Source organism: Streptomyces sp. NPDC127092, from assembly GCF_042722475.1.
GTDB lineage: Bacteria > Actinomycetota > Actinomycetes > Streptomycetales > Streptomycetaceae > Streptomyces.
Map to the genome: position 1 here is coordinate 43,201 of NZ_JBHXFE010000005.1, position 17,444 is coordinate 60,644.

19 protein-coding genes are annotated in these 17,444 nt (G+C 73.4%); 6 read left to right on the forward strand and 13 right to left on the reverse strand.

Translation table 11 applies throughout. The features are described 5' to 3' along the window. Positions 1-91 precede the first annotated feature (91 nt). The 10 genes from ehuA to ACFWJO_RS05855 all read right to left on the reverse strand — a co-directional run bounded on the left by ehuA (position 92) and on the right by ACFWJO_RS05855 (position 8,565). Complete coding sequence (gene ehuA / locus ACFWJO_RS05810; RefSeq protein WP_386863564.1) at positions 92-898, reverse strand: ectoine/hydroxyectoine ABC transporter ATP-binding protein EhuA; 807 nt, start codon at positions 896-898, stop codon at positions 92-94. After that, positions 882-1,523 (reverse strand): ectoine/hydroxyectoine ABC transporter permease subunit EhuD, encoded by a 642-nt coding sequence (gene ehuD / locus ACFWJO_RS05815; RefSeq protein ID WP_386863565.1) that lies wholly within the window; start codon positions 1,521-1,523, stop codon positions 882-884. The genes ehuA and ehuD overlap by 17 nt, the downstream gene beginning before the upstream one ends. Next, complete coding sequence (gene ehuC / locus ACFWJO_RS05820; protein ID WP_386863566.1) at positions 1,523-2,197, reverse strand: ectoine/hydroxyectoine ABC transporter permease subunit EhuC; 675 nt, start codon at positions 2,195-2,197, stop codon at positions 1,523-1,525. Before ehuC ends, ehuD begins: the two co-directional genes overlap by 1 nt. Beyond that, the gene (ehuB, locus tag ACFWJO_RS05825; RefSeq protein ID WP_386863741.1) at positions 2,194-3,111 is read right to left on the reverse strand and encodes an ectoine/hydroxyectoine ABC transporter substrate-binding protein EhuB; all 918 of its coding nucleotides are present in this window, start codon (positions 3,109-3,111) and stop codon (positions 2,194-2,196) included. Before ehuB ends, ehuC begins: the two co-directional genes overlap by 4 nt. Positions 3,112-3,134: 23 nt before the next feature. Beyond that, positions 3,135-4,034 (reverse strand): ectoine hydroxylase, encoded by a 900-nt coding sequence (gene thpD, locus ACFWJO_RS05830; RefSeq protein ID WP_386863567.1) that lies wholly within the window; start codon positions 4,032-4,034, stop codon positions 3,135-3,137. A 53-nt stretch (positions 4,035-4,087) separates the two neighbouring features. Continuing rightward, entirely contained in the window at positions 4,088-4,522 is a 435-nt protein-coding gene (locus ACFWJO_RS05835; protein ID WP_386863568.1) for an ectoine synthase, read from the reverse strand. Between the two features lie 120 nt (positions 4,523-4,642). After that, on the reverse strand, positions 4,643-5,929 hold the full coding sequence (ectB, locus tag ACFWJO_RS05840; RefSeq protein ID WP_386863569.1) for a diaminobutyrate--2-oxoglutarate transaminase: 1,287 nt from the start codon (positions 5,927-5,929) through the stop codon (positions 4,643-4,645). A gap of 104 nt (positions 5,930-6,033) precedes the next feature. Further along, the gene (gene ectA / locus ACFWJO_RS05845) at positions 6,034-6,717 is read right to left on the reverse strand and encodes a diaminobutyrate acetyltransferase (protein WP_386863570.1); all 684 of its coding nucleotides are present in this window, start codon (positions 6,715-6,717) and stop codon (positions 6,034-6,036) included. Between the two features lie 312 nt (positions 6,718-7,029). After that, positions 7,030-7,485 (reverse strand): DUF5709 domain-containing protein, encoded by a 456-nt coding sequence (locus ACFWJO_RS05850; RefSeq protein ID WP_386863571.1) that lies wholly within the window; start codon positions 7,483-7,485, stop codon positions 7,030-7,032. 141 nt (positions 7,486-7,626) lie between these two features. Further along, positions 7,627-8,565, reverse strand: a complete 939-nt coding sequence (locus ACFWJO_RS05855) for a GlxA family transcriptional regulator (RefSeq protein WP_386863572.1) — start codon at positions 8,563-8,565, stop codon at positions 7,627-7,629. 266 nt (positions 8,566-8,831) lie between these two features. Here ACFWJO_RS05855 and ACFWJO_RS05860 point away from each other — a divergent pair, with 266 nt between their 5' ends. From ACFWJO_RS05860 to fusA, 4 genes are all read left to right on the forward strand, one after another. Beyond that, positions 8,832-9,371, forward strand: coding sequence for a hypothetical protein (locus ACFWJO_RS05860; protein WP_386863573.1), 540 nt, complete (start codon positions 8,832-8,834; stop codon positions 9,369-9,371). 2 nt (positions 9,372-9,373) lie between these two features. Next, the gene (locus ACFWJO_RS05865) at positions 9,374-9,679 is read left to right on the forward strand and encodes a DUF3817 domain-containing protein (protein WP_386863574.1); all 306 of its coding nucleotides are present in this window, start codon (positions 9,374-9,376) and stop codon (positions 9,677-9,679) included. Positions 9,680-9,768: 89 nt separating this feature from the next. After that, on the forward strand, positions 9,769-10,467 hold the full coding sequence (locus ACFWJO_RS05870; RefSeq protein ID WP_386863575.1) for a hypothetical protein: 699 nt from the start codon (positions 9,769-9,771) through the stop codon (positions 10,465-10,467). 491 nt (positions 10,468-10,958) lie between these two features. Continuing rightward, the gene (gene fusA, locus ACFWJO_RS05875; RefSeq protein WP_386863576.1) at positions 10,959-12,968 is read left to right on the forward strand and encodes an elongation factor G; all 2,010 of its coding nucleotides are present in this window, start codon (positions 10,959-10,961) and stop codon (positions 12,966-12,968) included. Positions 12,969-13,122: 154 nt separating this feature from the next. On the opposite strand, the gene ACFWJO_RS05880 is transcribed toward fusA, so the two are convergent. After that, the gene (locus ACFWJO_RS05880; RefSeq protein WP_386863577.1) at positions 13,123-13,479 is read right to left on the reverse strand and encodes a VOC family protein; all 357 of its coding nucleotides are present in this window, start codon (positions 13,477-13,479) and stop codon (positions 13,123-13,125) included. 44 nt (positions 13,480-13,523) lie between these two features. Next, on the reverse strand, positions 13,524-14,651 hold the full coding sequence (locus tag ACFWJO_RS05885) for a nitric oxide synthase oxygenase (RefSeq protein WP_386863742.1): 1,128 nt from the start codon (positions 14,649-14,651) through the stop codon (positions 13,524-13,526). A 471-nt stretch (positions 14,652-15,122) separates the two neighbouring features. Here ACFWJO_RS05885 and ACFWJO_RS05890 point away from each other — a divergent pair, with 471 nt between their 5' ends. Both ACFWJO_RS05890 and ACFWJO_RS05895 read left to right on the forward strand, forming a co-directional pair. Then, positions 15,123-15,947, forward strand: coding sequence for a DUF4389 domain-containing protein (locus tag ACFWJO_RS05890; RefSeq protein WP_386863578.1), 825 nt, complete (start codon positions 15,123-15,125; stop codon positions 15,945-15,947). Positions 15,948-16,078: 131 nt separating this feature from the next. Then, entirely contained in the window at positions 16,079-16,852 is a 774-nt protein-coding gene (locus tag ACFWJO_RS05895) for a DUF4232 domain-containing protein (protein WP_386863579.1), read from the forward strand. A gap of 25 nt (positions 16,853-16,877) precedes the next feature. Here ACFWJO_RS05895 and ACFWJO_RS05900 read toward each other — a convergent pair whose 3' ends face one another. Next, entirely contained in the window at positions 16,878-17,315 is a 438-nt protein-coding gene (locus ACFWJO_RS05900) for a nitroreductase family deazaflavin-dependent oxidoreductase (RefSeq protein WP_386863580.1), read from the reverse strand. Positions 17,316-17,444: the final 129 nt, after the last annotated feature.

Here is a 17,444-nt window from a genome sequence, read left to right on the forward strand (position 1 = left end):
GTCCTCCTCCGCCCTCCGCCGGCGCGCACCCGTCACCCTCCGCCGGCGCGCACTTCGCCCTCCGGCGCGCACCCGCCGCCCTCACCCCACCTCACCGCACCGCCCGCAGGAACGCCCGCGTCCGATCGTGGCCGGGGTCGTCGAGGAGTTCGTCCGCGCGGCCCGACTCCACGATCCTGCCCTGGTCGAACATCAGGATGCGGTCCGAGACGTCGCGGGCGAAGCCCATCTCGTGCGTCACGCACAGCAGCGTGATGTCCGTGGCGCGGGCGACGTCGCGCAGGACGTCGAGGACCTCCGCCACCAGCTCGGGATCGAGCGCCGACGTCACCTCGTCGAGGAGAAGGATCTCCGGCCGCATCGCCAGCGCGCGGGCGATCGCCACCCGCTGCTGCTGGCCGCCGGAGAGCCGGGTGGGCCGGGCGTCGACCTTGTCGGCGAGGCCGACCATGCCCAGCAGTTCCCTCGCCCGTACCTCCGCGGCATCCCGGCTCTCCCGGAGCACGTGCACGGGCGCCTCGACGACGTTCTCCAGGACGCTCATGTGCGGGAAGAGGTTGAAGTGCTGGAAGACCATGCCGATGCCGCGCCGCCGGGACGCGAGGTACCGTTCGCTCGCCGGCACCAGCTTGCCGGCCCTTCCGCCGCCGCCCTGCCCGGCCGGCATGTGCGAGTACGGCTCGCCCGCCACATGGATGGCGCCTTCCGTGACCCGCTCCAGCGTCATGAGCAGCCGCAGGATCGTGGTCTTGCCCGAGCCGCTCGGGCCGATCAGCGTGACCCGCTCGCCGCGCCCGACCGCCAGGTCGAGCCCGTCGAGCACGGTGTGCTCCCCGTACCGCTTGGTCACCCGGTCGAAGCGCACCGCTTCCGCCGTGTCCTCAAGCCCCTCTCGCAAGGCGTGCCTCCAGTCGTCGTACCAGCACGGACGTCGGCCAGCTCGCCAGCAGGAACACCGCGGCGGCCAGCGTGAAACTCTCCAGATAGGCGAAGTGCGTGCTGCCGAACGAGCTCGCCTCGTGCACCATCTCGTGCACCGTGATCACCGACAGCAGCGGCGTCTCCTTGAACATGGAGACGGCGTAGTTCCCCAGCGGCGGCAGCACGTTGCGGACCGCCTGCGGCAGCACCACCGCACGCCACACCCGCCGGCGCGGCAGCGAGAGCGCCGTGCACGCCTCCCACTGGCCCTTCGGTACGGCGTCGATGCCGGTCCGGTACACCTCGGAGAGGTACGCGGCGTAGTGCACGCCCAGGACGAGCACGCCGAGCACCAGCGCGTCGAGGCCCGGAACCAGCACCCACGCAGCGAACAGCTGCACCAGCAACGGCGTCGAGCGGACGAACGCGGCGGCCGCGTTCACCGGCCCCGCCACCCATCGCGGCCCGGCCCGCCCGACCAGCGCCAGCACGAGGCCGAGCAGCAGCGCCACCCCGAAGCCCAGCACGGTCGCCACCAGCGTGACCCCGAAGCCCTCCAGCACGGCGGGCAGCGCGGCCCACGCCGCCTCCCCGTCCCACATCACCCGTCACCGCCCGTCCCCAGCCGCGCCCTGGCGGCCCGCTCCAACGCGTTCATCAGCAGACTCAGCACTCCGGCGAGCACGCCGTACACCGCGAGCAGCAGCAGGTACGCCGCCGCCGTGTCACCCGTCGCCGAGCGCAACTGGTCGATCTCGAAGGTGAGATCGGGCACCGTGACGAGGGACAGCAGCGGCGTCGCCTTCAGCAGCTGGACCAGCAGGTTCTTGAACGGCGCGACCATCAGCGCGTGCGCCTGCGGCAGCACCACACGGCGCAGCCGCAGGACGGGACCCATGCCCAGCGCCACCGACGCCTCCAGCTGCGCATGGGGCACGGCGGCGATCGCACCGCGCACCACCTCGGCCCCGTACGCCCCGAAGTTCAGCCCGAGCGCCACCACGGCACAGGCCAGCGGCTCCAGCCGGAAGCCGAGCATCGGCAGCGCGAAGAACAGCCAGAACAGCTGCACGTACAGCGACGTGCCGCGGAAGAACTCGACGACCGTCCTGGCCGCGCCCCGCACGGGCAGCCGCCGCGAGCCGGACATCAGCCCCAGCCCGTACGCGAGGACGAGGGCGAGCCCGGCGCCGAGCGCCGTCGCCTCCACGGTGACGAGCAGTCCCTCACCGAGGCGCGGCAGCGCCCGCTCCAGCTCCGCCAGGAACGCGCTCACACCCGTCCCCGGCCCGCGCACAGGTCGGCGGTGCGCAGTCCGCGCGGCGGCGCCTCGCGCTCGGTGAACCCGTAACGGCCGATCAGACCCACGTAGCGCGCCGGATCGCCCGTGATCCTCGCCAGCTCACGGTCGAAGGCGTCCCGCAGCGCCCGCGCACCGGGCCGGAACACCGCCCCGCCCGCGCTCCACTGCTTCACCCCGTCCACCTCGGGCACGAACGGCGTCGCCACCTCCACCGCCGCGCCCCGGTTTGTCCTCGCGAGCCAGCGCAGCGAGATGCCGGTCAGCGCGAAGGCGTCGATCCGGCCGGCGAGCAGGGCGTCCAGACCGTCCTGCTGCTTGGCCAGCGTCTTCACCGACCCGTCCGGCACGCCCGCCGCCTTCGCGTACGAGGCCTCCACCGCGGCGGACAGCACGCCCACCGTCGCGCCCTCGCGGGCGCAGGACGCGAAGTCGCCGAGCCGCTTCGGATTGCCCTTGCGGACCATCAGCGCGGTGGTGGAGACGAACTCGGGCGCGGAGAAGATCACCTTGGCGCACCGCTCGGGCGTGATCGACATCCCGGCGCTCACCACGTCGAAGCGGCCCGCCAGGAGACCGGGTATCAGTGCGCCGAACTCGGTGAGTGTGGGGCGCAGTTCGGGCACGCCGAGCGCCGAGAACACCTCACGGTGCAGCGTCGGCGCCTCGCCGGAGAGCCGGTCGCCGTCCTGGAAGCCGTACGGCGCCTCACCGGCGAAGCCCACCCGTACGAAGCCCTGCTCGCGCAGCTTCCCGAGCAGGTCCGCGTCCTCCTTCGGCGCGCCCGTGCCCACCTCGGTGCGGCTGCACGCGCCCAGGAGTCCGGCGACCCCGACGGCGGGAGCCAGGGCGAGGAAGCCGCGCCGTTTCATCGACGTCATCGACTTCATCGACGAGGTTCGGGACAAGGCGCTCACCCGACCGGCGTGACATCGCGCGCGGCGATGAACGAGGGGCGGCGCACCGGCGCCGCGAACGGCAGCTCCGGCGCGTTCTCGACGCTGTTGAAGACCAGGAACACATTGCTCCGCGGATACGGGGTGATGTTGTCGCCCGAGCCGTGCAGCGCGTTGCAGTCGAACCAGGTCGCCGAGCCGGGCGCGCCCGTGAAGTGCCGGATGCCGCACGCGTCCGCGAAGGTCGTCAGCGCCTCGTCCGACGGCGTCCCCGCGTCCTGCATCTGCAGCGACCTCTTGTAGTTGTCCTTCGGGGTCTCGCCGGCGCAGCCGAGGAAGGTGCGGTGCGAACCCGGCATGATCATGAGGCTGCCGTTGGTGGTGTGGTTCGCGGTGAGCGCGATCGACACCGAGACCGTCCGCATCCGGGGCAGACCGTCCTCGGCGTGCCAGGTCTCGAAGTCGGAGTGCCAGTAGAAACCGCTCGCGCCGAAGCCTGGCTTGACGTTGACCCGCGACTGGTGGACGTACACGTCGGAGCCGAGGATCTGCCGGGCGCGCCCGACGATCCGCGGGTCGGCGGCCAGCCTGGCGAACACCTCGCTGATCCTGTGGACCTCGAACACGGAGCGGATCTCGCGCGAGCGCGGCTCGACGACGGCCCGCTCGTCCTCGCGCACGTCCGGGTCGGCGACCAGTCGGTCCAGCTCGGCCCGCAGCTCGGTGACCTCGTCGGGAGTGACCAGCTGGTCGACGGTGACGAAGCCGTCGCGCTCGTACTCCTCCAGTTCACGGGCCCAGAACGGCCCGGGCGTTCCGGGTTCGGCCCACACGACGGGATCCTTGCGGCCGATCAGCTGCTCCTGGGCGCCTCGGGTGGGGTAGAGGTCGACGGGGCGGGTGGGGGCGGAGGTCATGACGGGCGGTGCCTTCCTTTCTCGTACGGACTCTTGGGGGCGGGTGCGGTGCCTCAGGCGGTGTGCGGGCCGGACCCGTGGTCGGGCTCGGGCTCGGGCTCGGTGAGGAGCGGGTAGACGCCGTTCTCGTCGTGGTCCTCGCGGCCGGTCACCGGCGGGTTGAAGACGCACAGGCAGCGGAAGTCCTCCTTGACCCGGAGGGTGTGCCGCTCGTGCCCGTCGAGCAGGTACATCGTTCCGGGGGTGATGGTGTACGTCGTGCCCGTCTCGTGGTCGGTGAGCTCGGCCTCTCCGGCGGTGCACACGACGGCCTCGACGTGGTTCGCGTACCACATGGACGTCTCCGTCCCGGCGTAGAGCACCGTCTCGTGGAGCGAGAAGCCCACCCGCTCGCGGGCGAGGACGATGCGCTTGCTCTCCCAGGTGCCGGAGGCGGCACGGACGTGGCGGTCGGTGTTCTCGATCTCGGCGAAACTGCGGACGATCATGCGGGATGGCCTTTCGGTGGTGCGGGTGATGCCGGTGGTGCTGGTTACCGGTGGTGCTGGTGGTGCTGGTGGTGCTGGTGGTGCTGGTGGTGTTGTCGCTGGGCCCAGGGCCCGGCGGCGTCAGAGGGCGACGCGCTCGGCGGCGTGCCGGACGGAGCGGGCCAGGATGCCGAGCCCCTCGTCCAGCTCGTCGTCCGTCACGGTCAGCGGCGGCAGCAGCTTGACGACCTCGTCATGGGGCCCCGACGTCTCCAGGAGCAGCCCCAGTTCAAAGGCCCGCCGGCACACGGCCGCGGCCCGCTCCCCGTCGGTGAACTCCAGGCCCCACACGAGCCCGCGGCCGCGCAGGGCCACACCGGAGCGGCCGTCCTCGCCGAGCAGGTCGCCGAGGGCGCTCTCGATCCGGGCGGCCCGGGCGAGGGTGCGGTCGCGCAGGGCGTCGTCGCGCCAGTACGTGTCGATGGCGGCGGTGGCCGTGACGAAGGCCGGGTTGTTGCCGCGGAAGGTGCCGTTGTGCTCGCCCGGCTGCCACACGTCCAGCTCGGGACGGAACAGGCACAGGGCCATCGGGAGGCCGTAGCCGCTGATGGACTTCGACAGCGTGACGATGTCGGGGGTGATGCCCGCCTCCTCGAAGGAGAAGAACTCGCCCGTGCGGCCGCAGCCCATCTGCACGTCGTCGACGATGAGGAGCATCTCGTGCCGCCGGCACAGATCGGCGAGCCCGCGCAGCCACTCGGCGCGGGCGACGTTGATCCCGCCCTCGCCCTGCACGGTCTCGACGATGACGGCGGCCGGCCGGTCGAGGCCGGAGCCCGGGTCGGAGAGCAGACGCTCGAACCACAGGAAGTCCGGCATCCGGCCGTCGAGGTAGTGGTCGTACGGCATCCGCGTGACGTGCGGCAGGGACACTCCGGCGCCCGCGCGCTTGGCGGCGTTGCCGGTGGTGGCGAGCGAGCCGAGGGACATTCCGTGGAAGGCGTTGGTGAAGGAGACGACCGTCTCCCGGCCGGTGATCTTGCGGGCGAGCTTGAGCGCGGCCTCGACGGCGTTGGTGCCGGTGGGGCCGGGGAACATCACCTTGTAGTTCAGGGCGCGCGGTTCGAGGACCGCCGAGTGGAAGGTCGCCAGGAAGTCGCGTTTGGCGGTCGTCGACATGTCGAGGCCGTGGGTCACGCCGTCGCGGGCGAGGTAGTCGAGCAGTGCCCGCTTGAGGACCGGGTTGTTGTGGCCGTAGTTGAGGGACCCGGCCCCGGCGAAGAAGTCGAGGAAGGGCCGCCCGTGCTCGTCGTACAGCCGGCTCCCGCGGGCCTGCTCGAAGACCACCGGCCAGGCGCGGCAGTAGCTGCGCACCTCGGATTCGACGGTCTCGAAGACGGACGGGGCGGCGATGTCGGTGAGGGTCACGGTTCTCCCGTATCTCGGTTTCGCGGTGGGACTTGGTGGGGCTTGGCAGGACGGGGCGGAGCGCGCGGAGCGCATCCGTCCGGGCGGATCGGCGGGCGGCGGCCCTACGGCAGGGGCGGCGTCAGGGGGCCGATGCGGTACAGCACCTCCGGCTCGTGGGCCGTGGCGCCCTGAGCGTCGAAGCCCGGTGCCTCGGAGGCCTGGGAGGCCTGGGAGGCGTGGGCCTGGGAGGCCTGGGAGGTCCCGGCGGCGTCGGTGGCCGCGGAGGCGTCGGCGTCGTCCGCGGGGAAGGTGTCGACGGCGTCCGCGGGGAAGGCGTCGGCGGCGAAGAGGACCTCCCGGGTCAAGGCCGCGCCGTGGCGGCGCGCGAACGAGCGGAACAGCCGGTCCGAGGCCACGTTCCCCGGGGTGACCGTCGCCTCGATCCGGATCGGACCGTGCCCGGCCGCCGCCACCCTCGCGGCCAGGGCGTCGAGCAGTGCACCTGCTACCCCGGATCCGCGATGCGAACCGTCGACGGCCACCTGCCAGACGAAGAGCGTCCCCGGCGCCTCCGGACGCAGATAGCCGGTGACGAAGCCGAACGGTCGTCCCGTGGCGTCACGGGCGACGGCGGTCGTGGCGGCGAAGTCGCGGCACCACAGCAGGTAGCTGTAGGGCGAGTTGAGGTCCAGGTCCTCCGCCGCGCGGGCGATCCGCCAGAGGTCGGCGCCGTCGGCCGGCCGGGCGGGCCCGATGTCGAGGGCGGTCACCGGGGCCTTCGGGGACGTCATGTGTGCTGCGGTCATGTGGGCCGAAGCTACCCAGCGGTCGAGAGAACTTCCTGGTCCGACGGTCTTGCGCGAAGGCTGCGGGGTGCGATAGGTGCGCGGGCGGATACCGCCGCGCAAGTCCGCCGCTCGGCACGGGGTGAATCCGGCGATGCCGGGACAAAATGACCGTTTATAACGGCTGGATAACGCCTCCTGGGCGTCTTGACGGTCCCGTCAAAGTACCGGACAACCTGCGGTGATGCGCGTTTGAAGCGGAGCGGCCGGGTCAGGAGTACGGGTTCGGCGCCGCACCCGGACCGTGTGGCGAGCCACCGGCAGCCCGCCGGGTCACTCCTCGTCGACGAGGTGCACGGCCGCCTCCTCGGCGGAGGCCGCACCACCGTCGATGCCGACGTCCCGCGCGAAACCCTCGAGCGGCGAGAGCGCGCGTCCGTCGTCCATGGCGACGAGACGGCCGGCCCGGCGACCGCCCACCTCACCGTCCAGCGGCTCCCCGTCGGTGTCCGAGGCGTCGCCGATGCCGTCCCAGTCGAGGTTCGGGTCGTCGTCCGGGACCTCCTCGGCGAGCCGCTGGTCCAGGCTCTCGCCCCGCAGCCGCTCGGCCGCGGTGACACCCGTGTGCTCGACGGCCCAGGGCCGGTCCGGAGGCGCGTATCCCTGGTCGAGCGGGCTGTCGAGCGGACCTTCCAGCGTGTCCGAGGCGTCGAGCAGCCCCGCGTCGTCCTGCACCTCGCTGCCGTCGGGCTGGTAGACGTCGTCGCCCCAGGCCTCGTTCTCGGTCATTGCGGAACACTCCAGACACTTCGGCCGCTCGTCGATCACGAGCCGCTTCCATGCTCCGCGCCCCGCCCCCGCCCCGCCACCGCACGACCGCCGCGCGCGTGCCCCTGGGCGGCGGCGGGGGGCGGGGCGGCGGTCGGCCGGTCAGGCGAAGCTGCGCCGGTACGCGTGCGGGCTCACGCCTGTGGTGCGCTTGAAGCGGTCCCGGAACGCGGTGGGGGAGCCGAAACCGACCTGGGCGCCGATCCGCTCGACGGAATGGCCGGTGGTCTCCAGAAGGTGCTGCGCCTGCCGGATCCTCGCCCGGTGCAGCCACTGGAGCGGTGTCGTGCCGGTCTGCTCGCGGAACCGGCGGATCAGCGTGCGGGAGCTCATACCCGCGGCGGCGGCGATCTCGTCGAGGCTCAGGGGCCGGGCCAGGTTCTCCCGGAGCCAGTCGAGCAGCGGCTCCAGCTCGGAGCCCCGCGGTACGGGAGGCCGGTCGTGCACGATGAACTGCGCCTGCCCGCCCTCCCGCTCCAGCGGCACCACGGACAGCCGCGCCGCGTCGGCGGCGACCGCCGACCCGTAGTCGGCCCGGACCATGTGCAGACACAGGTCGAGGCCCGCGGCGGCGCCGGCCGAGGTCAGGAACCGTCCGTTGTCGACGTACAGCACGTCGGCGTCGACGGTGAGCGCCGGAAACGTCGCCGCCAGCAGGTCCGCCGCCATCCAGTGCGTCGTCACCCGCAGCCCGTCGAGCAGCCCGGTCGCCGCCAGCGGGAAGGTCCCGACGCAGATCGACGCGATCCGGGTCCCGTTCGCCGCGGCCGCGCGCAGCGCGTCCCGCACCTCCTCGGGCAGCGGCGCCGTGGGATCACCCGTGCCCGGTACGACGACGGTGTCCGCGTCCCGCAGTCCGTCCAGGCCCCACGGCGCCCGCAGGGCGAACGGCCCCGCGTCCACCTCCGGCCGGGCCGCGCACACGCGCACCTGGTAGCCCGGCCGCCCGTCGGGCAGTCGGGTGCGGCCGAACACCTCGACGGGCGTGGCGAGATCGAACGGGATCACCCGGTCCAGGGCGAGGACGGCGACGGTGTGCATGGCGGGAATATAGCCCACCACCGTATTCCCGCCATGGCCGGCTCCGAGGCAGCTGAACCGATTCCTGGGCCGCGGAGGACGCCTCGGCATGCCGCAGAACACGACTTGGGGAGCGCTTGGCCAGGGCTGTGGCAGCAGTTGGCGATTTTCCGTCGATGTGTGTCACTACCGCCACTGGGGCGGTGAACGATCACGGCATAGCGTCGTCGGCGCCGCCGGTCGTTTCCGCCCGGCAGGCCACGCCCGCCCGCCTTCGAAAGCCCGTGATGACCACCCTGTTCCTGACCCTGCACGTCCTCGCCGCCATCGTGGCCGTCGGCCCCGTCACCGTCGCCGCGAGCATGTTCCCGCCCGCCTGGCGCCGCGCCCTGCGGGCGCCCGAAGACCCGGAGGCGCGCAGCGCGCTCGGCACCCTGCACCGGATCTGCCGGGTGTACGCGACCGTCGGCATCGCCGTACCCGTCTTCGGCTTCGCCACCGCGAGCGGTCTCGGCGTCCTCGGCAGCGCCTGGCTCATCGCCTCCGTCCTCCTGACCGCCGCCGCTGCCGCGCTGCTCGCCCTGGTGATCCTTCCGGCCCAGGCCGGCGCACTCGCGGCGCTGAACGCGCCACCCGCACCTGACGCCCCGCCCGCACCTGCCGCCCCGCCCACACCTGCCGCGCCCTCCGCCCCGGCCGTGCCGTCAGCCGCCCCCGCGCCCACGGGCGCCGCCCGCCTGGCGATGCCGACGGGCGTGTTCAACCTGCTCTGGGCCACCGTCACGGTCCTGATGATCATCCGCCCCGGCTCCACCACCGGGGTGTGAACATGGACCTCCGTCCCCTGCGCGCCGCCGCCCACGCAGAGCTCGTCACGCTCCTCCTCATGCTGGCAAATCTGGCCACCGTCCATCTGCGGCCCGTCTCCGCCCTCCTGGGCCCGGCCCACGGCTGCGCCTACCTCTTCGTCGTCGTGGCCACCTGGCGGCTCGCCCGGGCCACGCCGCCGACCAGGGCCGTCGCCCTCGTGCCCGGTGTCGGCGGCCTTCTCGCACTGCGCCGACTGCGTGCCGCGACCGCCCGTCCGGCGGTCGGATCCGGCCGCCACGACCCTCCAGAGGGACCCGGGATGTGAACCTTCGACGCGCACGGGGTAAAACCATGGCCAACACCCCTCTCACCTGAACGGAAACGCGCGCGTTGAGCATGCTCCCTGGATCACGTGTGCCAGGCAGGACCTGGACGATCCGACTGACCGGTCACCCCGACCACTCCGCGACGGTCACCTGCTCCACGCCGGGCTGCCGCATGCCGGCCCGGTCCAAGGACCTCCAGACCCTGCGGGTCTTCGCCGCCGAGCACGTCCGGGCCCACGCCCGGCTGGCCGCCCCGCGGCCCAACGCGGCCTGCGCCTGCGGGGCGAGCGACTGCCGGCACCACGCCGCGCGCACCACGTGCACCGGCCGTACCCTCCTCGTCCTCATCCACAACCCGGCCGTCGCCGAGGTGTGGACCCTCGCGGAGATCTGCCAGGCCTGCGCGCCGCAGATCTCCCACGCGAGCGTGCTCGCGGGAGCCGGCGGAGGAGGCGGTGCCCGCGACTCGCTGGCCGCTCGCGCCGCCGCCGCGACCGCGGCCGCCGCCACCGGTGCGGCGGGAACGGCCCCGGGAGCGTCCACGGGAACGCCCGGCGGAACGTCCGCGGGCGCCGCTCCGGGCGCACCCGTGGCACCCGCCCCTCCTGCCGTCCCGATGATGTTCTCGTCCCCGGAGGCCGCCGGCGGCCCCGTCGCCCCCGTACCGTCCCCCCACCGCAGGCGCGCCCGCCGCAGCGGCGGCCGCGGCGGTCAGGGCGGTCAGGGTGGCCAAGGCGGCCAGGGCGGCCAGGGCGGCGGAGGCCGCCGCTCGCGCGGCCGCTCCTGACGACCGCCACCCGCCGCCCGGCCTCCCTCGTGCGACGGAGGCCGGGCGTTACGTACGGGACCGTCACGCGGAGCCGGGCCGGGGGCTCCGTCCCGTTCGCCCTGCTCGTCCTGCTCGTCCTGCTCGGCGGAACCGGGCCGAGAAAAACCGGTGTCCCCTCGCGCCCCGCGCTGCCTAGACTCCAGCCCGTACCGCCGAACGGACCATGAACCGAAGGGAGATGACCATGCGCGCCACGCCGACCGCTGTCGCCGTCGCCGCCGTCGTCTCCCGCGCCCGGTACGACGTGATCCTGGCCTCTTCGTCGCTCCGGTGCCGGCTGCGCGGCCGCCACCGCTGACCCGCGACGAACCCCGCCCTCGGGCCCCCACGACGGAACGACCGTACGGACTGCGCCGTACGGCCCCGTCCGCCCGCTGCGTCCGGCCCCGCACCGTCACGGGAATCGCGCTGCCCTGCCACCGCATCGCACGCGAAGGACCACCCACATCATGCGTACCCGCATCCGCAACCTCGGCATCCTGGCCCACGTCGACGCCGGCAAGACGACGCTCACCGAGCGCTTCCTCTACCTCACCGGCGCCACTCACAAGCGCGGCGAGGTGCACGACGGCACCACCGTCACCGACTTCGACCCGCAGGAACGCGACCGCGGCATCACCATCTTCGCCGCCGCCGTCAGCTGCGACTGGGACGGCCACCGGCTCAACCTCATCGACACGCCCGGGCACGTCGACTTCGCCGACGAGGTCGAACGCGCGCTGCGCGTCCTGGACGGCGCCGTCGCCGTCTTCGACGCCGTCGCGGGCGTCGAACCGCAGAGCGAGTCCGTGTGGCGCCAGGCCGACCGGCACGGCGTACCGCGCCTCGCCTTCGTCAACAAGCTCGACCGCGCCGGCGCCGACCTCGACACCGCCGTCGAGTCGATCCGCACCCGCCTCGGCACCGTGCCGCTGCCCGTACAGCTGCCCATCGGCCGCGAGGACGCCTTCACCGGCGTCGTCGACCTGGTCCGCATGCGCGCGTACACCTGGCGGCCCGGCTCCGACACGTACGAGACCGGCCCCGTGCCGGAAGCGCTGGCCGAGGAGGCGGTACGGCGACGACACCGGCTCGCCGAGACCGTCGCCGAACGGCATCCCGCCGCCCTGGAGGAGTTCTGCGCCCACGGCACCCTCGACGAGCGGACGCTGACCGCCGCCCTGCGCGACCTCACCCTGGCCGGCGAGGCCGTGGTGGTCCTGTGCGGCTCCGCCTACCGCAACCGGGGGATCGAGCCGCTGCTCGACGCCGTCGTCGCCTACCTGCCCGCCCCCGCCGACCTGCCGCCGGTACGGGGCGAGCAGCCGGCCGACCCGACGGCGCCGCTCACCGCGCTCGCCTTCAAGGTGACCACCACGCCCACCGGCCGCATGACCTTCCTCCGCCTCTACGCGGGCACCCTGCGAAAGGGGGACACCGTGCTCGACACCACCGCCGGCCGCACCGAACGGATCGCCCGCATCCTGCGGGTCCAGGCCGACCGCACCACCGAGGCCGACCACGCCGCCGCCGGAGACATCGTCGCCGTCGTCGGGCCGAAGACCGCCCGCACCGGTGCCACGCTCTGCGCACCCGACGCGCCACCCGTGCGCCTCGAACCGCCCGTCTCCGCCGACCCGGTGGTCTCCGTCGCGATCGAGGCCCGGCTCGGCCGCGACACCGAACGCCTCGCCACGGCGCTCGCCCGCCTCACCGAGGAGGACCCCTCGCTCACCGCGCGGACCGATCCCGAATCCGGGCAGACGGTCCTCTCCGGCCTGGGCGAGCTCCACCTGGAGGTCGCCGTCGAGAAGCTGCGCCGCGCCCATGGCCTCGACGTCACCGTCGGCCGGCCGCGCGTCGCCTACCGCGAGACGCCCGCCCAGGGCGTCACCGGCCTGACGTACCGCCACGTCAAACAGGAGGGCGGTGCGGGCCAGTTCGCGGTGGTGGTCCTCGACGTCGCACCGCTGGACGACGCCGACGGGGAGGAGCGGCGGGACTTCGTCTTCCGCTCGACGGTGACCGGCGGACGCGTTCCGCAGGAGTTCGTCCGCGCGGTCGAGGCCGGCTGCCGTGACGCCCTGGCCGACGGCCCGCTCGCCGGCCACCCGGTGACCGGCGTACGCGTCACGCTCACCGACGGCGCCACCCATGTGAAGGACTCGTCCGAGCTCGCCTTCCGCACCGCCGGACGGCTCGCCCTGCGCGAGGCCCTGCGCACCGGTGGCACCACCCTGCTGGAACCCGTCGTGGAGGTCACCGTCACCGCGCCCGACAGCGCCGTCGGGACGGTGCTCGGCGACCTGACGGCCCGTCGCGCCCGGATCACCGACTCCACCACCCACGCGGACACGGCGGTCCTGACGGCGGCGGTCCCGCTGGCCGCGCTCTTCGGCTACGCGACGCACCTGCGCAGCCGTACCCAGGGCCGTGCCACGTTCACGACCCGCCCGGCGGGTTACTCCCCGGCGGTCTGACGGTCCGAGAGGGGCGTACCCGAGAGCCCGGCCGAGCCCGGCGGCCCGGGGCCCGGCACCACGCGCGTCGGGCCCCGGGACCGGGGTCCCTCGGCTGGGCCCTCGGGGCACGGCCCGGGGACTCGTCCCCCTGGACGCGGGGGGCAGCCCGCCTTCAGCTCCGGCGTTCGTCGACCGGTGCGCCGCCGAAGCCGATCTCGTTTCCGTCAGGGTCGCGGAACGTGGCCTTGCGCACCCCGTTCCCGTACGTCTCGCGCTGCATGGGGCGCAGGCCCCGGGCCGCGATGTCGCCGATCACGGTGTCGAAGTCGTCGACGAACAGGGTGTGTATGGCGTGGCCCGCGTGCCCCGGCCGGTGCTCGATGTACAGGGAGCGGTGCTCGGCCACCTCCCACACCGCTTCGGTGTCGTTCGGGTAGAACGTCGGCGGCGAGCCGAGCAGCCGTTCGTACCAGGCGAGCGCCGAGGCGTAGTCGCTGACGGGGATTCCGGCGAAGAGGTGCACGGCCATGCCACGAGCCTAAGCCGTGATCTCCGGGCCCGCCGGGTCACCCGTCACGCCTCACGGGCGAGGAACGCGGGGCGCAGCGACGGGTCCACCGGGTCGTAGTACCGGTGGAAGACGGGGGTCGCCGAGCCGGACACCGGCGGGACGATCCAGCTCCAGTCGGCGGGCGTCGGCCGGCCGTGCCGGCTCTCCTGCGCGATGTGCCGCAGGAACCGCTCGGACTCGGTGTGGTGGTCCGCCATCGTCACGCCCGCCTCCTGGAAGGAGTGCAGAACCGCGACGTTCAGCTCGACCAGCGCCCGGTCCCGCCACAGCGTGCGCTCGGAGGACCGGTCGAGCCCCAGCCGGTCCGCCACCGTGGGGAGCAGGTCGTAGCGCTCGGCGTCGGCGAGGTTCCGGGCGCCTATCTCCGTCCCCATGTACCAGCCGTTGAAGGGTGCCGCCGGATACCGGATGCCGCCGATCTCCAGAACCATGTCGCTGATGGCCGGCACCGTGTACCAGCGCAGCCCGAGCTCGGCGAACCACGGGTGGTCGGGATGCCGCAGCGGCACCTCCGTCACGGCCCCGTCCGGCAGCTCGTACCACTCCGGCCGTGCTCCGGGCCGCTCCCGCACCATCAGCGGAAGCACCTGGAACGCCTCGTCGTCCCGCTTCCATCCGAGGTCAGCGGCCTGCGCGGTGAGCCCGGCGCTCCGCGGGTCGCCGATCCAGCGGCCCTCTGCCGTGCGGTGCCCGGCGTAGCGCACCAACTGGTCGTTGACGATCCGAGGCCCGGGCCGTCCCGGCCGGTCCGGAGCGAACACCGAGACGACCGGCCGGATCCGGCCGCCGTTCCCCGCCTGCCGCAGATGCTCGAAGCACTGCTCGGCGATCGCGTCGGCGGCCGTGACCTCCCGCAGGTCCCGGACGACGAGACTCCGCCAGTAGAGCCGTCCGATGCACCGGGCCGCGTTCCGCCACGCCACCCGGGCCCCGAAGGCCAGCTCGGCGGGGGAGTGGGTGTAGGTGCCGGTGCGGCCGATCTCGGTCAGCACCTCGCGCAGCCGTCGCTCCACGTCGCCCGCCTGCGGCTGCTCCCGGTGGAACTGACGGACGAAACGCTCGGCCTCCTGCCGGAGGGGCCCGGCGGCGCCGGGGGCGACCGCGGGCGGCGCGGGCGCGGGCGGAGGCACGTACGGGCAGGCGCCGGGGCCGACGGGAGCGAGACGAGTGACGGGGCCGACGGCGGCGACGGTGCTCACGGCGGCGGCGGGGCCGGTGGCGGTGACCCGGCCGGTGGCGGCGACGGGTGCGGACTTGCGACGGCGACTGAGACTGAAGACCAAGGTGTTCCCTCCCTGGCCCCATGACTACCGCACGAAGTCGCGCGAGTGTGGAGAGTAGTCGAACTCCGCCCGGTGGCGGCCCCCGCGCTGCTAAGGTGCCCCCTCTCCGGCGGGGCGAAGGGCGGTCCCTCCCGCGCTCGGGCGACGGCGGTTCCCCACCTGGCCCCCGTGGCGGTGCGATGCCCGGCCTCCCGCGCCAGGATCGAGATGACCTCGTACGCCGAGGCGCGCCCAGGTACGCGAGGCACGTGCGGCACGCCGGGTACGCCGAGGCGCGACCACACCACGGGACGAAGCCCGCAGGATACGGAGGCTGCCATGGCCACAGGTTGGGAACCGCGTCCCGTGGCGGACGACGAGGCGGGAGAGTTCCGCCCGGTCATGGACGTGCCCGCTCCCGGGCGGCAGCGACGCTGGACGGTGTTCCTGCGGTGGCTGCTGCTCCTGCCGCAGTTCATCGCGGTCGTGCTGCTGTCGATCGTCGCCTTCTTCGTGACGATCGCCGGCTGGTTCGCCGCGCTGGTCCTCGGCCGGCTGCCCGACCCGATCGCGACCGTCCTCGGCGACATCCTCGCCTACCAGACGCGCGTCAACGCGAGCTCGAGCCTGCTCGTCGACCGGTATCCGCCGTTCGCCTTCGACGCCCCGGACTATCCGGTACGCATCGAACTGCGCCGCACCCCGCTCAACCGGCTCGCGGTGCTGTTCCGGCTGATCCTGATGATCCCGGCGGCGATCGTGAGCAGCCTCGCGCAGTCCGGCTGGCTCGCCGTCAGCTGGGTGTTCTGGCTGATCGGCATCGTCCTCGGACGGCTGCCCGAACCGGTGTTCGCCGCGACGGCGGCCGTCGTGCGCTTCCGGATGCGGTTCAGCGCGTACGTGATGATGCTGACGCCCGTCTACCCGAAGGGCATCTTCGGCGACGAGCCCGCCCCCGCGGCCCAGCAGCCGCACTCGGCGACGCGCCCGCTCCTCCTGGGCACGCCGGCGAAGGTCCTGGTCTGGCTCTTCCTGCTGCTCGGCCTCGCGGGCCACATCGCCAACGGCACGGTCACCCGCACCGACGACGACGGCTACGCCCGCTCGAGCGCCTCCGTGGCCCCCGGCCGGCCGCTCGACCAGGGTCCTTCCGGCGGACGATGATCGCCTTTCGTCATGGGCGCGTCACGGAACCGCCACAGCGGTGTGCGGAGGGAACCCGCCCGGTCAGCGTGCCGTGTACCTGCATGCGAGTGCCGGTACGGAACCGGTCGTCGAACCTCGGGGAGCACCACATGAAGTACACAGCAGGCATCGGCCGGACCGCGGCGGCGCTGGCGACGGCCCTGGCGGCCGCGGCTCTGATGACGGGCTGTACGCCGACCGGCGACGAAGGCGCGGCCGGCGACCCGTCGGCGCCGCCCACGGCCTCTGCCACGGCCGAGCCCACGCCCACGGGCGGCGACAAGGGCGGAACGACCAGCGGCGGCGAGAGCAGAGGCTCCACGGGCGGCACGTCCTCCTCGGGCGGGGGCTCCACCGGCGGTACGTCGTCGGGCGGTTCGTCCTCCGGCGGTTCCTCCGGCGGTTCCTCCTCCGGCGGCACCGGCGCCGGGGCGCAGAAGCCGTGCGCGATCGGCGACATCAAGGTCTCCGAGGCGCACCAGGCCGACGTCCGCCCGCCGGGCACGGGGACCGGAGCCGCCGTCGTCTCCGTCACCAACACCTCGGCGTCCGCCTGCAAGGTGTACGGCTACCCGACGGTCGCGGCGGCGGGCAACGGCTCACCGGACAAGAACAAGCCGCTGCCCACCACCCACACCGGCCCGGCCGCCACCAACGTCCTGCTGGCCCCCGGCGCCCGCGCGTGGACGAAGCTCACGTTCGTCCAGGTCCAGGGCGAGGCGGACGGCTACTGCGAATCCGGCGCGACCCCGGCCACCTACCCGACGATGGTCATCGGGGTGCTCGGTGCCGGGAAGCACCAGATCGCCATGGACGACGGCGTCTTCGCCTTCTGCGACGACAAGGTGACCGTCACCGCCTGGTCCTCCGTCAAGCCGTCGTAGGGCATGCGCAGGGAGCGCGAGTTCGTCAGCCCACGGGCTCCGCGACGAAGAGCGGGATCTCGCGCTCGGTCCTGCGCTGGTAGTCGGCGTAGTCGGGGAACGCCGCCACCGCCCGCTCCCACCACACCCGCCGCTCCTCGCCCGACACGAGCCGGGCCCTCATGTCCCACACCTTCGGTCCGTCCCGCAGCTCCACCAGCGGAGCGGCGAGCAGGTTGTGGTACCAGACGGGATGCTTCACGGCACCGCCGTTCGACGCGACCAGCGCGTACGCCCCCTCGTGCTCCACCCGCATCAGGGGCGTCTTGCGGATCTTCCCGCTCTTCGCCCCGACGCTGGTGACCAGGACGACCGGCAGTCCCCGCATCGTCGTGCCCTTGGTACCGCCTGACGACTCGTACAGCTCCACCTGGTTCCGCACCCACGTCGCCGGGCTCGGCTCGTACACACCTTCAAGCGCCATCTCGACCTCCTTGCCCACCGTCAACACCGGTGTGCGGGCGGGTATTCCGTGTCGCGACGCGACGCCCGGCGCCCGGTGCCCGCTGCGGTCCGGTGCCCGCTTCCGGCGGTCGGCAGCGGCGTTGTCAGT